The 17,490-nt window shown below is 50.6% G+C and carries 10 protein-coding genes and 3 pseudogenes; 4 read left to right on the top strand and 9 right to left on the bottom strand.

Annotated elements, in window-relative coordinates; all coding sequences use genetic code 11:
- Positions 1 to 40 precede the first annotated feature (40 nt).
- Positions 41 to 2,818, bottom strand: a complete 2,778-nt coding sequence (locus FHW04_RS03120) for a flavocytochrome c (protein WP_179420059.1) — start codon at positions 2,816 to 2,818, stop codon at positions 41 to 43.
- 587 nt (positions 2,819 to 3,405) lie between these two features.
- On the opposite strand from FHW04_RS03120, the gene FHW04_RS03115 reads away from it, so the two are divergent.
- The 3 genes and pseudogenes from FHW04_RS03115 (at position 3,406) to FHW04_RS03105 (ending at position 8,184) form a co-directional block, all read left to right on the top strand.
- Positions 3,406 to 4,914 carry an anion permease gene (locus FHW04_RS03115; protein WP_031374416.1) on the top strand — a complete coding sequence of 503 codons (1,509 nt, stop codon included), beginning with the start codon at positions 3,406 to 3,408 and terminating at the stop codon, positions 4,912 to 4,914.
- Between the two features lie 159 nt (positions 4,915 to 5,073).
- A complete protein-coding gene (gene fumA, locus FHW04_RS03110; RefSeq protein WP_031374415.1) occupies positions 5,074 to 6,720 on the top strand; it encodes a class I fumarate hydratase FumA in 1,647 nt (548 codons plus the stop codon).
- Positions 6,721 to 6,786: 66 nt separating this feature from the next.
- A pseudogene (locus FHW04_RS03105) lies at positions 6,787 to 8,184 on the top strand (IS3 family transposase).
- 61 nt (positions 8,185 to 8,245) lie between these two features.
- On the opposite strand, the pseudogene FHW04_RS03100 reads toward FHW04_RS03105, so the two are convergent.
- Positions 8,246 to 8,884, bottom strand: a pseudogene (locus FHW04_RS03100) (IS3 family transposase); the annotation flags it as partial.
- A 23-nt stretch (positions 8,885 to 8,907) separates the two neighbouring features.
- Positions 8,908 to 10,028 (bottom strand): IS3 family transposase gene (locus FHW04_RS03095; protein WP_089562617.1). Its coding sequence is split into 2 segments (ribosomal slippage): positions 8,908 to 9,770 and positions 9,770 to 10,028, totalling 1,122 coding nucleotides; the frame shifts between segments, so codons are not numbered across the junction.
- Between the two features lie 551 nt (positions 10,029 to 10,579).
- Between FHW04_RS03095 and FHW04_RS03090 the strand changes: the two genes are divergently transcribed.
- Positions 10,580 to 11,284, top strand: a complete 705-nt coding sequence (locus FHW04_RS03090; protein ID WP_227021900.1) for a DUF6710 family protein — start codon at positions 10,580 to 10,582, stop codon at positions 11,282 to 11,284.
- Positions 11,285 to 11,297: 13 nt separating this feature from the next.
- Here the strand turns inward: FHW04_RS03090 and FHW04_RS03085 are convergent, their stop codons facing one another.
- The 6 genes and pseudogenes from FHW04_RS03085 to FHW04_RS03060 form a co-directional block, all read right to left on the bottom strand.
- A complete protein-coding gene (locus tag FHW04_RS03085) occupies positions 11,298 to 11,933 on the bottom strand; it encodes a hypothetical protein (RefSeq protein WP_094106471.1) in 636 nt (211 codons plus the stop codon).
- A 24-nt stretch (positions 11,934 to 11,957) separates the two neighbouring features.
- A pseudogene (locus FHW04_RS03080) lies at positions 11,958 to 12,134 on the bottom strand (tyrosine-type recombinase/integrase); the annotation flags it as partial.
- Positions 12,135 to 12,376: 242 nt separating this feature from the next.
- On the bottom strand, positions 12,377 to 14,143 hold the full coding sequence (locus tag FHW04_RS03075; protein ID WP_089562618.1) for a GNAT family N-acetyltransferase: 1,767 nt from the start codon (positions 14,141 to 14,143) through the stop codon (positions 12,377 to 12,379).
- Positions 14,128 to 14,934 (bottom strand): class I SAM-dependent methyltransferase, encoded by an 807-nt coding sequence (locus tag FHW04_RS03070; RefSeq protein ID WP_089562619.1) that lies wholly within the window; start codon positions 14,932 to 14,934, stop codon positions 14,128 to 14,130. The genes FHW04_RS03075 and FHW04_RS03070 overlap by 16 nt, the downstream gene beginning before the upstream one ends.
- Positions 14,931 to 16,166: an MFS transporter gene (locus tag FHW04_RS03065; protein WP_089562620.1), complete on the bottom strand. Its 1,236-nt coding sequence runs from the start codon at positions 16,164 to 16,166 to the stop codon at positions 14,931 to 14,933. Before FHW04_RS03065 ends, FHW04_RS03070 begins: the two co-directional genes overlap by 4 nt.
- Positions 16,163 to 17,227, bottom strand: coding sequence for a HesA/MoeB/ThiF family protein (locus FHW04_RS03060; RefSeq protein ID WP_089562621.1), 1,065 nt, complete (start codon positions 17,225 to 17,227; stop codon positions 16,163 to 16,165). Before FHW04_RS03060 ends, FHW04_RS03065 begins: the two co-directional genes overlap by 4 nt.
- Between the last annotated feature and the right edge of the window lie 263 nt (positions 17,228 to 17,490).

The raw sequence follows: 17,490 nt of genomic DNA, 5'->3' as shown, positions 1-17,490 counted from the left end.
GAAACCGGCATCCGCTGAGCGCGGATGCCGGAGAGAGCGATTACCGTTTCGCGTAAGCTGCCGCGTTACCGCCCGCCAGAATACCAAAGATGATGATATCAGCGACGGCGTTACCGCCGATGCGGTTAGCGCCGTGGATGCCTCCGACCACTTCACCGCAGGCCCAGGCACCGTTAATCACCTGCTGCTGGCTATCCAGCACCGCAGTGGTGGTGTCGATTGTTACACCGCCCATGGTGTGATGGACGCCCGGCGCAACACGGATGGCGTAGAACGGACCTTCGCTCAGCGGATGACGCAGCGCGGTCTGACGGCCAAAGTCTTCATCATTCTGCTGAATGACAAAGCCGTTGTAGCGGGCCAGTGTCGCTTCCAGCGTCCGGTGTTCCATGTTGAGTTTCACCGCCAGTTCACCGACCGTCGGCGCGCTGACCACAAAGCCTTTAGCGATATATTCATCGGCCGCTTTGTTATTCATCCGCACCTGCTCGTCAAACACAATCCAGGCACTCTTCTCAGGCAGAGCAATGATTTGCGCCGAGACTTTGTCACGGGTTTCCATTTCGTTGTAGAAACGTTCACCCGCCTGACTGACCAGGATAGCACCGCCACCGCGGATTGATTCAGACACCAGATACGAGGTGGTCTGTTCAACCGTTGGGTGAATCTGGATTTCGCCCATATCGACCGTGCCGGCACCAATTTTGGTCAGCATGGCGATACCGCTACCGGTGGCCCCTTTGTGGTTGGTGGTGACGAAGCCATCCAGTTCAGGACGGTATTTCACCACCAGCTCGCGGTTAGCACTGAAGCCGCCGGTCGCCACGATCACGCTTTTCGCATTCAGGATCCGGCTGTCATTGTACTCATCGACCACTTTCACGCCGGTCACCGCGCCGTTCTCGTAGAGGATTTCAGCGACAGAGGTTTCCAGCAGCACTTCAATATTACGGGCGTTGATATTTTTCACCAGCCCGCTGATCAGGAATCCGCCAACGGCTGAACGATCCGCCGGACGGTGAGTACGATCGATGCTCATACCGCCGGTGATGGTGATGTCGTTCAGTTCGATGCCGTGGTCGGCCAGCCAGTCAATCGCTTCCGGCGCCAGGTCCACGAACTCACGCAGCAACACCGGGTTGTTTTTGAATTTGCCGCCTTTCAGCGTCTCTTCATAGAACAGCTCTTTGCTGTCCTCGATGCCTTTCAGTTTCTGGAAGCGGGTTTCCGCCGCGTTCATGCCGACTGACGCCTTGATGGTGTTACCGCCGATGGTCGGCATCTTCTCGATAATCACCACGCGCGCGCCTTCATCGTGCGCCTGAATCGCTGCCGCCAGGCCCGCACCGCCGCTGCCTACCACCACCACATCATAGTTCTGCGGTGCGTTAGGGTTGCCGCCCTCTTCAATCACATGTTCTTTGCTGGAGGTGGTCAGGGCGCGCGAAACCGCTTTCTTCAGTGCTTCACTCTGGGTGGTCGCACCGGTGATCGCATCCACGTGCGGGCTGTTTGCCACCAGAATACGGTTACGCAGGCTCTCAAAGGTGGTGGTGAAGTCGACGTCCAGCGTGTCATCCGGCACCAGTGAGATGTCGGTGATACGGTCGGTATCCAGCGTGACGTTGATTTTCAGCTTCAGTGCTTCAGCTTCAACTTTCTCCTGATAGACACCCGCTTTGTATTTGCGGCCCGATTCGCTCATGTCGCGGATCATCGCGTCAACCAGCGAGAAGCGCCACAGCGGTTCCGGGATTTTCAGCTCTTCACGTTTGTTACTGTCGATATAGAGATCGAGATGCTCGTTGTTGATGATGCGGTCGGCCCAGTTCGGGTAGGCAATACAGGCTTTACCTATTGCCACCAGATCGTAGCCTTTTTCCAGCGCCATCTCAGCATCCGATTTATTCACCACGCCACCGACGCCAATCACCGGCACTTTGGCCAGCACCGGCGAGCGCATCGCGATGTATTTTTCGATCAGCGGAGTAGGATCCTGGGTATCCACAATCGACGGACGCAGCAGCTGGCCAACCGAGAAGTGGACGTAATCCAGTCCGCGTGCCGCCAGTTTCTCCAGCAGATAGAGCGTATCGTCAAAGCGGATGCCGGGTACTTCAATCTCTTCCGGCGAGAAGCGATAGCCGATGATGAATGAGTTATGCGCAAAGCGCTCCGCCATCTTATGGGTGATTTCCAGCACTTCCAGTGGGAAACGGGCGCGGTTGTCGCGGCTGCCGCCCCATTTGTCGTCGCGCTGGTTAGAGTTCGGTGAGTAGAACTGCTGGATCAGGTAGGTGTTGGCGCCGTGAATCTCTACCCCATCAAAACCGGCCTTAATCGCACGGTTCACCGCGTCACCAAATTTGGTGATCATGGTATCGACTTCTTCAGCCGTCAGCGCCTGTGGTTTGGTTGCGCCTTCACGCGGTGCAGCGATTGCGCTCGGGGCGACCGGCGTTTTGCCGCCGATCAGCTCCGGTTCGACCATGCGGCCACCGTGATAAATCTGCAGAATCGCGGTCGATCCCTCTGATTTTATCGCGTCAGCAATGCGTTTCAGGCCAGGAATTTTGTTGTCGCTGTCGATGGCAATCGCGCCCGGGAAAGCCGGACCACGGTTGTCGATAAAGCAACATTCGACGATGACGGTACCAAGGCTGCCCGCGCGGGCACGATAATATTCCACCAGCTCGCTGGTCACCGTGCCGTCATAAAAACCGGTACAGGTGGTCATAGGTGCCATCACTAATCGATTTTTAAGCACCGCACCGTTAGGCAGCGTCAGGGGAGTGAGAATCGGGGTGAGAGTATTCATGCGATAAACTCCAAGATTTAAAAGTCTGGAAATTTTTAGCGGACGCAAAGTATCGCTTAATTAAGTGGTCCGATGTCATGGCCTAAATATACCATTTTCTTTGCTTATATAAGCGATAAATTTACTTTTTAAACTTTTAAACCATTTAGAGTTTTTATTTGCCGAAAACGGTAAGTGAAGTTATATTAATTGTTAACCAAGGGTTACCAAAAATCAACCCTTCGTTTACATTAAAAACAACATCTTGCATATCAACAAGTTATGTCATAGACTAGCCAGCTCATAGCTTTCCCGCCTGCCGATCTGGATCACAGAAAGGGTGCTGCGCCCGGTAGCGGGATATAAATTAAAAATAAATGTTAAAAATCAGGAATAACCATTTAATTTTATTGATCTGGATCAAAAATCTATATTTTCAGAAATCGCATCATATTCACATCGGATTATAACGCTGCTGTTTTTAGCAGCGATGAGTCAAAAAACATTCAGGCATCACGGTTTATTCACGTCATAAAGAATAATAAAGAAAGCAGTCAGTGAAGTACCGGGGCGCAAATCGCATTCTTCTCAACTTGCAGACAAATACTATGAAACCACTCTCAGCTGTGAATGAACCTCCAAAAGCAGCCCCTGCTGCGGCTGGAAAAAAGAAAGCTATCATGCTGGCCTTACCGGTGTTGGTCGCAGTGCTCCTGCTGCTGGTGCCGGTACCCGCCGGACTCGAACCTTACGCGTGGCACTTCTTCGCTATCTTTGTTGGCGTGATTGTCGGGCTGATTTTTGAGCCATTACCGGGCGCGGTCATCGGTCTGACTGGCGTGGTGGTCATCGCCCTGTTCAGTCAGTTCCTGTTGTTCAGTCCGGCGGAGCTGGCGAACCCGAAATTCAAACTCGCCAGTGAGTCATTTAAGTGGGCGGTAAGCGGCTTCGGCAACTCTACCGTCTGGCTGATTTTCGGTGCCTTTATGTTCGCCGCCGGGTACGACAAGACCCAGTTTGGACGTCGACTGGCGCTGATTCTGGTGAAATATCTCGGTCGCCGCAGCCTGACGCTCGGCTACGCCATCACCTTTGCCGACCTGTTGCTGGCACCGTTTACGCCATCAAACACCGCGCGCAGTGGCGGGACTATCTACCCAATCATTGCTAACCTGCCGCCGCTTTACGGCTCTAAACCTAACGACCCAAGCGCCCGTAAGATCGGTTCTTACCTGATGTGGGTTGCCATCACCGCCGCCTGTATCACCAGCTCAATGTTTCTCTCTGCGCTGGCCCCGAACCTGCTGGCACTGGCGCTGGTGAAAAGCGTGATCGGTTTCGATATCTCATGGGGCATGTGGTTCCTCGCCTTCCTGCCGCTGGGTGTGTTACTGATTCTGACCATGCCGCTGCTGGCGTACTGGTTCTACCCGCCTGAAGTGAAAGTGAATGACGAAGTGCCGAAATGGGCCATCGCTGAACTGGCAAAACTGGGCAAACTGACCCGCAACGAAATCCTGCTGCTGGTGTTTGTGGTCTGCGCCCTGCTGATGTGGATTTTCGCTACCGCCTGGATTGAACCGGCTATGGCGGCGCTGCTGGTCATTATTCTGATGCTGTGGACCGGGGTACTGAACTGGAATGACATCACCAGCAACAAAGCGGCCTGGAATACCTTTGCCTGGTTCGCCACCCTGGTGGCACTGGCTGATGGCCTGGCCCGGGTCGGCTTTATCGCCTGGTTAGGTAAAGAAGGCGGTATGCTGTTGCAGGGATACGATCCGCAGGTTTCCGCAGTGGTGCTGTTAATCGCCTTCTTCCTGCTGCACTACCTGTTCGCCAGTACCACCGCGCATACTACCGCGCTGTTACCGGCAATGCTGACCATCGCGGCATCAATTCCAGGCATCAACATGCCGGTCTTCTGCCTGATGCTGTGTACCTCACTGGGTGTGATGGGCATCATTACCCCCTACGGTACCGGACCCAGCCCGATTTATTACGGCAGCGGTTATCTACCAACCAAAGACTACTGGCGTCTGGGTACCATCTTCGGCGCCATCTTCCTGGTGTCGATGATGCTGATTGCCTATCCGTGGATGGTGTGGATGTTCTGACGGATACAACATGCAGATCAACGCGTTATAAGATACCATTCCACGTCTTACCCGCCGCCCTCCCGGCGGCGGGTAAATATAATAAACGATTAATTCGCCTATGATGCTGACCCTCGCGGCCTGAAAGCGACGGCTCAGCTGGTCATTAAGTGAGAAAAAATGTCGAACAAACCTTTCTTCTATCAGAACCCCTTTCCTCTGACCCACGAGGATACCGAATACTATCTGCTGAGCCGTGAGCACGTTTCCGTCGCCGAATTTGAAGGCCAGGAAGTGCTGAAAGTTGCGCCGCAGGCCCTGACATTACTGGCGCAGCAGGCGTTTCATGACGCCTCGTTTATGCTGCGTCCGGCGCATCAGCAGCAGGTCGCCTCGATTCTTGACGATCCGGAAGCCAGCGATAACGACAAATATGTCGCTCTGCAGTTTTTAAGAAACTCCGAAATCGCTGCCAAAGGCGTATTGCCGACCTGTCAGGATACCGGCACCGCCATCATCATGGGTAAAAAAGGCCAGCGCGTCTGGACCGGTGGTGGCGACGAAGCTGCGCTGTCACAGGGGATCTATAATACCTACATCGAAGATAACCTGCGCTATTCGCAAAATGCGGCGCTGGATATGTATAAAGAGGTCAACACCGGTACCAACCTGCCGGCGCAGATTGATCTCTATAGCGTGGATGGCGACGAATATAAGTTCCTTTGCATCGCCAAAGGCGGCGGCTCAGCCAACAAAACCTATCTCTATCAGGAAACCAAAGCGCTGCTGAGCCCAGGCAAGCTGAAAAATTATCTGGTCGATAAGATGCGCACGCTCGGCACCGCTGCCTGCCCGCCGTACCACATCGCGTTTGTGATTGGTGGTACCTCGGCAGAAAGCACCCTGAAAACCGTTAAGCTGGCCTCCACACATTATTACGATGGCCTGCCAACCGAAGGGAATGAGCACGGCCAGGCGTTCCGTGATACCCAGCTGGAGCAGGAACTGCTGGAAGCCGCGCAGCAACTCGGCCTTGGCGCGCAGTTTGGCGGCAAATATTTTGCCCATGATATCCGGGTGATCCGCCTGCCACGCCACGGCGCTTCCTGTCCGATTGGCATGGGCGTTTCCTGCTCGGCAGACCGCAACATCAAAGCCAAAATCAACCGCGAAGGCATCTGGATTGAAAAACTGGAAGCCAATCCGGGTCGTCTGATTCCTGAAGCGCTGCGTCAGCAGGGTGAAGGCGAAGTACTGCATGTCGATCTCAACCGTCCGATGGAGCAGATTCTGGCACAGCTGTCGGCCTACCCGGTCTCCACGCGTTTGTCGCTGAGCGGCACCATCATCGTGGCGCGTGATATTGCGCACGCCAAGCTGAAAGAGCGCATCGATAACGGCGAAGGCCTGCCGCAGTACATTAAAGATCATCCGGTCTATTACGCTGGCCCGGCCAAAACGCCTGAAGGTTACGCTTCTGGCTCACTCGGCCCAACCACCGCTGGCCGCATGGATTCCTATGTTGATCTGCTGCAGGCACACGGCGGCAGCAAGATTATGCTGGCCAAAGGAAACCGTAGTCAGCAGGTTACCGATGCCTGTCAAAAACATGGCGGTTTCTACCTGGGCAGCATCGGGGGTCCGGCTGCGGTACTGGCGCAACAGAGCATCAAGCGTCTGGAATGCGTGGAGTATGCTGAACTGGGTATGGAAGCGATCTGGAAAATTGAGGTGGAGAACTTCCCTGCCTTTATCCTGGTCGATGACAAAGGCAACGATTTCTTCCAGCACATCGAGCGACAACACTGCGCGAAATGCGTTAAGTAATGAAAAAGCCCGACGATTGAACTGCACCCCAAAAGTTGGACACCCGACTGATTAAGGTGCAGTTCAGTGAGCAGTCCTAAGTTTCCCCTTGAATTACGGCTCGCCGTTGTCACGCATTATCTCAACAGCAGGGATGGTTATCGTGAGACGGCTAACCGTTTTGGCGTGGGCCGCACGGCGGTTCGCCGCTGGGTTTCCGCATGGCAGCAGCACAGCATTGACGGGCTGACATGGAAAACGGGTGACTACACTCCTGAGTTCCGGCTGAAGGTTGTCCGCGCCGTCATCAATGATAAACTCTCGCTTCGCGATGCCACCGCTCAGTTTAACCTTCCCAATGAGAGCACCGTTTACCAGTGGGTCAAACGCTTTCAGGCGTCCGGAGCCGGGGCGCTCTCAGGCCTGAAACGCGGAAGACCGAAAAAGCCGGAACCCATGCATAAAGACATCACCTCCCCGCCAGCACCATGCGATAACTCCCCTGACGCTCAGGCCGAACTGCGCTACCTTCGCGCCGAAATCGCCTTGCTTAAAAGAGCCGAAGGGCTGGACAGCGGTAAGTTTCAGCACCGAAAAGCCCTTATCATTCAGGAACTGCGCCGGGAGCACGGCCTGAATGACCTTCTGAGGGCGGCTGGCATGGCGCGAAGCACGTTCTACCATAACCTCTGCGCTCTCAGGAAAACTGATAAGCACCAGACTCTATAAGAACGAATCCTTGAAATTTATCTCCACCATAACGGCCGGTACGGTTATCGCCGGATAACGCTGACGCTCCGGCACGGCGGTTGCTCCATTAATCACAAGACAGTTCAGCGCCTGATGGGCGAGCTTTCGCTCCGCGCCGTTATCCACGTCAGAAAATACCGCTCATGGAAAGGTCAGGTGGGTAAAATCGCCCCTAACCGCCTGCAACGTGACTTCACGGCCAGCAGCGCCAACGAGAAATGGGTGAGTGACGTGACGGAGTTCGCGGTTAACGGTGAAAAGCTTTACCTCTCCCCGGTGATTGACGCCTTCAACAGCGAGGTTATCGCATACAGCCTGTCGGAAAGGCCCGTGATGGCGCTGGTTGATACGATGCTTGATAAAGCATTTATGCGGCTGACGCCGGGAGATGCGCCCGTACTGCACACTGACCAGGGCTGGCAGTATCAGATGACGGCTTATCAGGACAGGCTCAGGGCGGCAGGTGTTGTGCAGAGCATGTCGAGAAAGGGCAACTGCCTCGATAACGCGATGGCAGAAAGCTTTTTCGGCACGCTCAAATCTGAATGCTTCTGTCTGGAGGAATTCAGCAGCGTTCCTGCGCTGAGAGAGGCCATTGACGCCTATATCCACTACTACAACCATGAGCGAATCAGCCTGCGGCTGAACGGACTCAGCCCTGATGAATTCAGGTTACTGCGGCTGAACGGACTCAGCCCTGTTGAATTCAGGTTACTGCACCTGAAAGCTGCATGACCAGGGAGCGTATTTCATATGACTGTTTCTGCCCCGTAGCAGTAGAAGGCAACTGTAGTGGTCAACAAAAACTGGCCACGGCTTTAGAATTTTTCCAGAACAATCTTTCTGATTCATTCGGCGTCAAACCACCATTATATTGATGGGGTCTGAGCTGGCAGTAATATCCTGTGATGTAATTCCTTATTGCCGTGCTGGCCTGGCTAAAATTCGCGTAGCCATTATCCGGTACCCACTCTGTTTTCAGGCTTCTGAAGAACCGTTCCACTGGGCTGTTATCCCAGCAATTTCCCCGGCGACTCAGGCTTTGCTTTATCTGATATCTCCACAGTAATTGTCTGAAATTCCTGCTGGCATAGTGGCTTTGATCCGGGTGATACAGTAAATTAGCCGGCTTTCCTCGCGCTTCCCAGGCCATGGACAGCGCTTTAGCTGTCAGTGCAGAATCCGGGAAAAATGACATAGCCCAGCCAGCCGGTTTACGGGAAAAAAGATCAAGCACTACAGCCAGATAAGCCCAGCGTTTACCCGTCCAGATATAAGTCACATCACCGCACCAGACCTGATTAGGCTCGGTTACAGCAAACTGGCGTTCCAGATAATTGGGGATCTCTACGTATTCCTTAGACGCCTTCTTATATCGATGGCCAGGCTGCTGACAGCTGATGAGACAAAGCTCTTTCATCAGCTTTGTTGACCTGCCCCCAGGATTAGATACAACCTTCAGTTAGTAATGTCGGTTGGTTTTTGTTCATATTTCCTGTTTCGCCAGTCCGTTGCGAATTCAGCTGGTGTCTGGTAATCCAGCGATGAATGGGGACGGCACTCGTTATAATCCTGCCGCCAGTCATTAATTGTTTTCCGGGCATGAAGAATATCGCTGAACCAGTGTTCATTCAGACACTCATCGCGAAAGCGTCCTTTAAAACTCTCAATAAATCCGTTCTGCGTTGGCTTACCTGGCTGGATAAGCCGTAGTTCCACACCATGCTCAAAGGCCCATTGATCGAGTGCGCGGCAGGTAAATTCCGGGCCCTGATCGGTTCTTATTGTCGTAGGATAGCCCCGAAATAGCGCGATGCTGTCCAGAATACGCGTGACCTGAACGCCTGAAATACCAAAAGCAGCGGTGATCGTCAGACACTCCTTCGTGAAATCATCCACACAGGTCAGGCACTTGATCCTGCTACCGTTGGCCAGAGCGTCCATAACTAAATCCATCGACCATGTAAGGTTCGGCGCATCCGGGCGCAGAAGCGAAAACCGTTCGGTCGCCAGCCCTTTACGGCGTCGTCTGCGTTTTACGCTCAGTCCATTAAGGTGGTAAATACGGTATACCCGCTTGTGATTGACGTGAAGGCCCTCCCTACGCAGCAACTGCCAGATGCGCCGATAACCAAAACGTCTGCGTTCAAGCGCCAGCTCAGTAATACGCCCTGATAAATGGGCATCAGCCGCCGGTCGCTGAGCGTCATAGCGGCAGGTCGACAGGGACAAACCTATGAGTCTGCAGGCACGTCGTTGCGACAGACCGGTCGCATCACACATCAACACCATGACTTCGCGCTTCTGGTCTGTCGTCAGTACTTTCGCCCAAGAGCCACCTGAAGCGCCTCCTTATCCAGCGTGGCCTCGGCGAGCAGCTTCTTGAGTCTGGCGTTCTCTTCCTCAAGTGACTTCAGGCGCTTAACCCCATGCACCTCCATGCCGCCATACTTCTTACGCCAGGTATAAAACGTGGCGTCGGAAATGGCGTGCTTACGGCAGAGCTCACGGGCAGAAACCCCGGCTTCAGCCTCGCGGAGGATACTGATGATCTGTTCGTCGGAAAAACGCTTCTTCATGGGGATATCCTCATGTGGCTTATGAAGACATTACTAATATCGCGGTGTATTAATCAACGGGGAGCAGGTCAGATATTTCCTGCAGAATGAACCAAATGTGCTCAAATGGATGGGTTATTATCAGTTGAGAATGTTGTGGTGATAATTATTTTTCAAGATAATTACTTAAAAGCCTTTTAGGTTCTAATACTGTAATCAGGGAGAGAATAAGAGTGAAATGTGGATTTTGTGGTACGAATGTACCTGACGGCTATACGGTTTGTACCGGATGCCATGCAAAATACAGGGTATGTGGCATTTATGGCGTACCTGCCGTTCTGTCAATGTTTCTGGGATTTATGATCTTCGTAATGTCGTATGCGTTCTTCAGTGAAGGTGGATTCAGATACGGTATGCCAGTGCTGATTACCGGTATCCTCCTTTTCCTTCTCGGGAGAAAAGGTCTGAAGCGCATCAGTAAAAACCCCCATCGTTACAGCGCATGGTACCGGCAGTGAATAATCATGCACTGGTAACAGGCGCGACTGCTTCTTTGTTCGTAATACACCTGCATGACATTGATATCGAATGAAATGGTTCTAAAAAAACAGAAACTCTGTCAGCCCAATGTACCGGGTGACAGTGTCACAGGTTCGGACAGCGAAGCCAGCTTTAACCCGGACAAGATCAGGTTTGATCATGTGCTTTCACTTGCGGCATCCCTGCCCTCAGCTGCGCGCCACAATCTTCTTCATGCACTGGTGAGGCCCATACAGTCTGATTACCTTCTGGCGGTAGCGGCGGATGGTCAGGATGCGCGTCCGACCCTGGATGAAAGGCAGTTCTTTTTTCAGAGTTTGTTTGATTACATCAGTTTTGAACAGCTGAGCCATCAAAAACTGATGCCTGAAGAATACCCACTGTCGCTGGCTACCGACATGGTGCTGCCGTGGCCGTGGAGCATGAACAGCTATAAGGGGTGCCTGAGTATAGGGAGTCAGCAGGGAAATCCCTGGCAGTTCGACGATTCAAATCACGTTGTTGTGCTGTGGCTTCCTTGGCGTATTGGCTTTGTAAAGGGAGGAAATCACTCGCTGGCCGCAGGCATCCTGGCAGGTGAAGGGACACTGTTGCCCGACCGGGTTTTTGACATGCAGGAGCTGCTTCGTCGCGTATCCACGGATGGTGTGTGGTGGTATGCCGATGAGAGTCATCTTGAGAAAGTGCGCGACTGGCGTACAGCTGCATTCTTTGAGCTGGGAAGGCTGATCAACTGACCAGCCTGATGTGTCAGTTTGTCTCTGCTGATGATGCATTATATGCGCTGATATAGGTCTCCATCTCCTTAGTAGGTGGCGGAGCCATCGGAGACGTCATGACAAGCCATGGCAGATACCATGCGAGCATATTGAGAGACAATATGATTACCAGCTTGTCAAAACCATAAATCTGTATAAATACGTGGCACATAAATCCGAGATATAGCGTGCTGAGCGGCAGATTGATGAATAAAAAAAAGCGCCAAACATACCGGTACAACCGGCCTGCAAAAACAATGACGCCATTTTTTTCCGACAGATAGGTACGCCAGCGGGTAAAGTAGCGGGACGGAAGATTATGGCGAAGGCAGATGCGGGTTAGTTTTTCCTGAAGGTGCGGATCCGAAAAGCCGGTCAGCTTTCTTCGCGACATCTGATTGAGCTCCGCCCGGGCCAGATTACGAGTTTCACGCGAAAGATAAGGCTGAGAGAGCATCTTTTCCAGGTGCTGGCGTCTTTTGTTGAAAAATGCCCTGAAGAGGCCGGCGGCTTCATACCGGCTCAGCCAGTCAAAAACCAGATTGATGATACGGTACAGAACAAAAGCAACCACTACCGGCCCACCTTGCTGTAGGAACAGCTCGATAAAATCCTTAGCCCCTGTCACTGATTAATCTCCCTCTATTTAATTTTAACGTCCGGGCGGCAATGATCGCAGCACGGCAGCCGCTTCCGCACCCTCCCCGCTGAACCGCACTGCCAGCGTCGCCGCCACGTCCAGCGCAAAAACCCGCATATACACATCTATTGATCGCGCATCCCTGTGTCCGGCCAGCGCCTGGATGACCTTAGGGGGCTGCCGGTGATACTGGGGCAATAAATTCTCGTGATCTGAATGGGGAAACGGCTGAAGGAATTTTCGATTCTAATGCGTGATGCCATTTCCGGGCGCACTGCGCCCGGGAGAGTTTTTTCTGAGCAGGGTAAGACCGTTCATGCAGTCTTTAATGCGAAAACCTGTCCGGGCTCAGGCACCAGTAAATTCTGTCAATAAGACCGCTGTGGTCATTTTAACAGAAGCATTCAATTGCCCCTTTCAGAGAACTGCAATTAGGGCGCTATGTAGCTATATACGTTCTGGTCGTGAAAAACGCCGTTAAGTAATTCTGCCTTCCGCATTTTGCCCTCAAGGACAAAACCGCAGCGTCGGGCAACTTCATTACTTTTTAAGTTGCTTACTGAGCATTTAATTACGAACCGGTTTATTAATTTTCGTTCCGAATAATCTTTCACCAGCGCGTTCAGGGCTCTGGTTATGACGCCCTGGCCCTGCACCTTCATATCGAGCCAGTATCCGATATATGCGGTTTTATTCGCGCTATCGATACTGTTGAATGAGAGTAGGCCCACTGCCGCATCGTTAAACAAAATAACATAGGTTTTACCCTCATTTTTCTGATGAGCTAAAAGACAGGCATCAAGAAAGCCGGACTCATCATCTGCCGTTTTAACAAACCGAGGCCATGCCATATATTGACTGAACTCCTCACGGTTTCTATCAACCACACTGAAAAGCTCAGCGGCAAAGCGGGACGAGGCAGGCGCCAGCTGAATGTTTTCATCAACGCAAAGGGATTTTTCGGCATGCATAAGATCGAGCATGGCCGCAGGTAAAGCTGGCGAAGGGAGCCTTGCCGTAATGATTTCTTGGTTCAGCAGGGCATAAACCGGCGGTCTGGTCCGAGTCCACTCGTTAGCCGTCTGTAAATCATATGCGCCGCAGCCGCGGATAATAAATAACTGATTTTTTTTAAGATGAAGCGGACCTTTCGGGAAAAGGCAGTCGTTTTCAAAGCAGTTAAAACCGGCGAGTATCTGAGCCGTATCATCCGGAGTATGCTCATCATTACCTAATGGTAAAAGCGAATGATGCCAGTTATGTACGGAAGGAATCCAGTTTATCCCAAGGTTTGTCTGAATAACCTCCGAGTCGTAGCGGTTTTTCACGCTGACCGTTTTCCCTATCGCATATCCGTGATCTTCACTGAGCGTTCTTCCGGGTTCGAAAATGAGTTTCCACTTTTGAGTTAAAGCAGGATCATACTCAGAGAGAACGCTGTAAATGTCCCTGAAAAACACGGCAGGCCCCATTGTCGGTATAGCCGTATCCGGTGAAAACGAGTCCGCCGGGAATCCACTCCCCATATCGAGGTGGCCTCCATCAGGCATGTTTTTTACCAGAAATGGAAGCCAGTCCCGGAGACTGTCAGTGACTTTAGAAGGGTTCTCAAGGTTGGATCCGGTATGCAGGTGAAATCCTCTGAGGCTGATATTCGGACAGGAAGTCAGGAGAGGAATGATTTCATCCCGAAACTCTTCAGCGGTAACACCGAATCGGGAACGCTGTGTGCCGCTATAGAGATGCGAAAGCCTTACGCCAACGCTGAATTTCTGGTTGTAACCGGACGTTAAGCGAATGATTTCATTCAACTCATGAGCACTGTCAATATGGACCAGTGCCCCATTATTCAGGGCGAGGGAAAGATCCTCTGCGTTTTTATAGGGGCCGTCCAGAATAATCCGATCGCCGGTAAAACCGGCCTTAAGGGCCAGCTTGAATTCATCTGCTGAGCAGACCTCTGCACTTAATCCCTCTTCAGCAATCAAGCGCAGAAATATCCCCAGAGAACAGGACTTAACCGAAACCGCAATAACGGCATCCGGGAAATACTCCTTACAGGCTGCAGTAAGATGCCGGGCTCGTTCCAGGGCTGCATCTGCATCAAAAATGAAAAAAGGCCAATCAGAGTGAGACGGGCGCGCAGCAATCGCTTCAGCCGCAGAAATGATGGTCGGGTTAACTATTTTTTGCGCCATAACTGTATGGTTACCCCCTGATAGTCACGTTGATTGTTGAGAGGTTCCCGGATAGCAAGAAACCGCTCATAAAAGGCGTTCTGAGTAGTTTCATCCAGCTGGCGAGTATATTCGTTCTCAGCGGTTATGTAGCTCAGCAGGCTTTTTTTAAGCTCCTCACCGGGCTGTGATGACAGCTCATGGTTTTTCTCGTGATATAGCTCAAGACTCGCACTGGCAAAAAAATCCTGCCAGTACTGCAGAGTCCATTCAGGATCGGGCCTGAAACCTATTGCATTGTAAACTCCGTTAATGATTTCTTCGCCGGGGGTTTTCCTGTAATAAAAATTTGAAGTACAGATAATGCCTTCCGGTTTCAGCACACGGAAAACTTCAGCCAACGCCTTTTCTCTTTCCTGAATAAACGCGAAATTGCATCCACCGAGAATATGCGTAAAGGTATCATCGCTAAAAGGAAGGCTGCACGCATCAGACACCTGATAGCGTAATTTATCCTCAGCGCCAAGCACAGCTGCTTTTTCACGTGCAGTGTTGATAGCTACTTCAGAAATATCAATTCCTTCAGCAGAAGAACCTGTTTTGCTGAAACAGTATCGGGAGCTGTAACCGGTTGAACAGGCAAGATCCAGCAGGACCGAGCGATTACTCATATCCGCATGTTCGATCCAGTAATCAACAGTATATGCACTACCTGGTGGCGTATTATCCTGCTTCATTAACGCCACGAAGTCCGGATAACTCATGGAGCGCAGATATTCAGGGGTAATGACTTTATCAGCATGTTCAATCATGTAACTTCCTCATTATATTGTTTCTTTATCACGGATAACCAACGAAGCACTACCAGACCACATAAAGAAAATGCAACGGTCGGTAATATAAGGTAACTGACAGGAGGTATTCCTTCAGGCAAAAATGAAATAATACTCAGTACGATGACTGAAAAAATTCGGCCACTGAATGATACAGCGCCGACAATACCTGAAACATAAGCAGTATGACGGTCATTCAACTCGGAAAAGAAAAGACTTTTTGCTCCAATTGGTACGGTGCAGATAAAGCCGTGTATAAGGGAGAATGCGATGACCGCCAGGAAGGTTTGCCCGGCAGTGACAAGCCCATATAAAGCAATACACATAACCGAAGAAACAAATGAAAAGTGTTTTATCAGTTTTGTGTATCTCTGGTCAGATACATGATGCCGGGACATGAACGCATTAGCGATATACTGAGATGAGAATGCCCCGACATGACAAAACATTAGCACCAGTAATTGTACGTTATCCATGTGGCCGTGGCCTTGTCTGGAAAGTATGATTGGTTGCCAAAAATGAAAAATAATCTGGATGCCTGCGCTGAAGAAACAGGTCAGAAGAATAAACTGAGAACCGCCCGGTGTATTTTTAAAGATCCACAATGTTTCATGCGCATTCTGAATGAAACTTTTCTTTTTATGCCCTTCGCTTAACACACTGTCTTTTTCAGGGATAATTAAAAAGGTAAGTGTAATGACCACCATCATTAAGCAGGAAATTATATAGCCCGAAGCATAATTTCCCGAGAAATAAATCGTGGCAATGCCGGCTATGCCCGTGATTACGCTTCCAAAGGAGTTAACCTTCTGGCAAAGGTGAGCATAATGCGAAAACCGGTCCTTCTCGTTTTCTAGAGAATGGTATACCCATCCGTCAATAGCCCCGGTGATCAGGCAGATGCCTGCTGCATATACAATCTCAGAAAGGGCGAGGTAAACCATGTCCGGCGACTGCAGGCAAAGAGGATAGAATAAAGCCGTGAGAACAACCCCCGCCACGACAGAATATTTTCTGTGGTATTTGTCCGCCAGGACAGCACACGGAAAATCGAGAGCCAGAATTGTTACTGAAAATATAACCTGCAGCATGGCAAGATGGGGCAGGCTGACACCGGTAGATAAAAGAAATATAGCGTGATAAACACCTATCAGCATACGGACGGCATTATATGAGCCGTAAGTAACCGACAGCGTTTTCGGGATGTTCATGAAAGTTCACCGCAGATAACACACTTTTTATTTTTCGTAAGGGTTCTTTCTTCAGTAAAAAGTCGATCACTCCATATCCCAACGCGACGATTAACTGAAAGGGGCTGCCCGTAGCCACCCAGAAACTTCAAAACATCGTTTGCGCACAGCGCAGATGAGAGAGCATTCACCGGCGGAAAGGTTGCCACCTTAAAATTGTTATTAATTGCCCTGCAGGCTTCTTCTATTTTATTGTCACTCATTTCAGGCAGATCGCCCACAGATGAATTACAGGCATAACAGCCAGTTTCTCCCGGTTTATACAGCGGGCCGAAAACGGCGATGTCATTAACATAACCTGCATTGATGTATGCTTGGCCATTTTTGACGCACCACTCATTTAACCATGGCACAAGATAATAAGGCTCATCAGCTGAAATGATCCACATATCGGCTTTTGGAAGTCGCGATATGTCTGATTTTGTTTTGATAGTCATCGGTATTTCAGAAATAACCGTGCTGCTGTTTCTTTTTTTCAGTTCCCGCATAAGTACAGACGTTTTAGGACAGCCTATGTCATCCTCTGTAAATAAAATCTGGCGGGTTAGGTTTGTCATTTCAACCTCATCATTATCAACTAAGATAATTTCACCTATCCCTGAGGTTGCCATTATTGCAGAAACATGATTGCCTATTCCTCCGCATCCTAAAATCAAGACTTTCTTTCCTGAGAGCCTGTTCTGTACAACTTCAGGATCGACACCATAGCTTTGATAGTGCAGGTGATTGCGGGAATACCGGTTCAGGAAAATATTATCCGAGGTTTCTGCAGGCATCAGAAAGTGATTTGATAAAAGGAAACTAACTACTCGATCAAAATCCTGTTTACTCATCCGCTCCGCAACGTGCTCGTATACCTCCGATACGGTTTTCTTTTCTGTCCACTGTGAGGCAGACAGGACCAAGTTTTCCCAGTAGATTCTGTCAGTGATGACATGCTGTTTTGAGCCGGCACCAAATATTGCATCATTCTGACGTAAAAGTACCCGTGTATATTTTCCTAATAAATATTTTTGCTCCATGCGTCCCTCTCAATCAAAGAATTAGGACGCCCTCCGCAATTATGTCAGAGGGCGGTTGTATCACTGATTAGTTATTCATTGAATGATCCATGGAATCCTCCTTAATAATCGTGATTTATAAAATTGCCACCTAGGTGACCCGGTAATAATTCAATGTCTTTCAGCAAGTGTAAACAAGCAAGTAACCAATTCTGCGATCTGTATCTCAAAATAAATTTAACTGTTACTTGTGTTATTTTAATTCTGGAATGAATGATAAAATT

The sequence above is a fragment of the Pantoea sp. AN62 genome, assembly GCF_050432985.1.
Taxonomy (GTDB): Bacteria; Pseudomonadota; Gammaproteobacteria; order Enterobacterales; family Enterobacteriaceae; genus Pantoea; species Pantoea brenneri.
The sequence above is the reverse complement of the archived record's forward strand: the minus strand, read 5'-3'. Positions and strand labels throughout refer to the sequence as shown.

What these genes read in the sequence shown, in the direction of transcription:
- fumA (WP_031374415.1), top strand. Translation starts at nt 5,074, where the DNA reads ATGTCGAACAAACCTTTCTTCTATCAGAACCCCTTTCCTCTGACCCAC.
- FHW04_RS03070 (WP_089562619.1), bottom strand. Translation starts at nt 14,934, where the DNA reads ATGATTGAACATGCTGATAAAGTCATTACCCCTGAATATCTGCGCTCC.
- FHW04_RS03090 (WP_227021900.1), top strand. Translation starts at nt 10,580, where the DNA reads ATGACATTGATATCGAATGAAATGGTTCTAAAAAAACAGAAACTCTGT.
- FHW04_RS03115 (WP_031374416.1), top strand. Translation starts at nt 3,406, where the DNA reads ATGAAACCACTCTCAGCTGTGAATGAACCTCCAAAAGCAGCCCCTGCT.
- FHW04_RS03075 (WP_089562618.1), bottom strand. Translation starts at nt 14,143, where the DNA reads ATGGCGCAAAAAATAGTTAACCCGACCATCATTTCTGCGGCTGAAGCG.
- FHW04_RS03065 (WP_089562620.1), bottom strand. Translation starts at nt 16,166, where the DNA reads ATGAACATCCCGAAAACGCTGTCGGTTACTTACGGCTCATATAATGCC.
- FHW04_RS03120 (WP_179420059.1), bottom strand. Translation starts at nt 2,818, where the DNA reads ATGAATACTCTCACCCCGATTCTCACTCCCCTGACGCTGCCTAACGGT.
- FHW04_RS03060 (WP_089562621.1), bottom strand. Translation starts at nt 17,227, where the DNA reads ATGGAGCAAAAATATTTATTAGGAAAATATACACGGGTACTTTTACGT.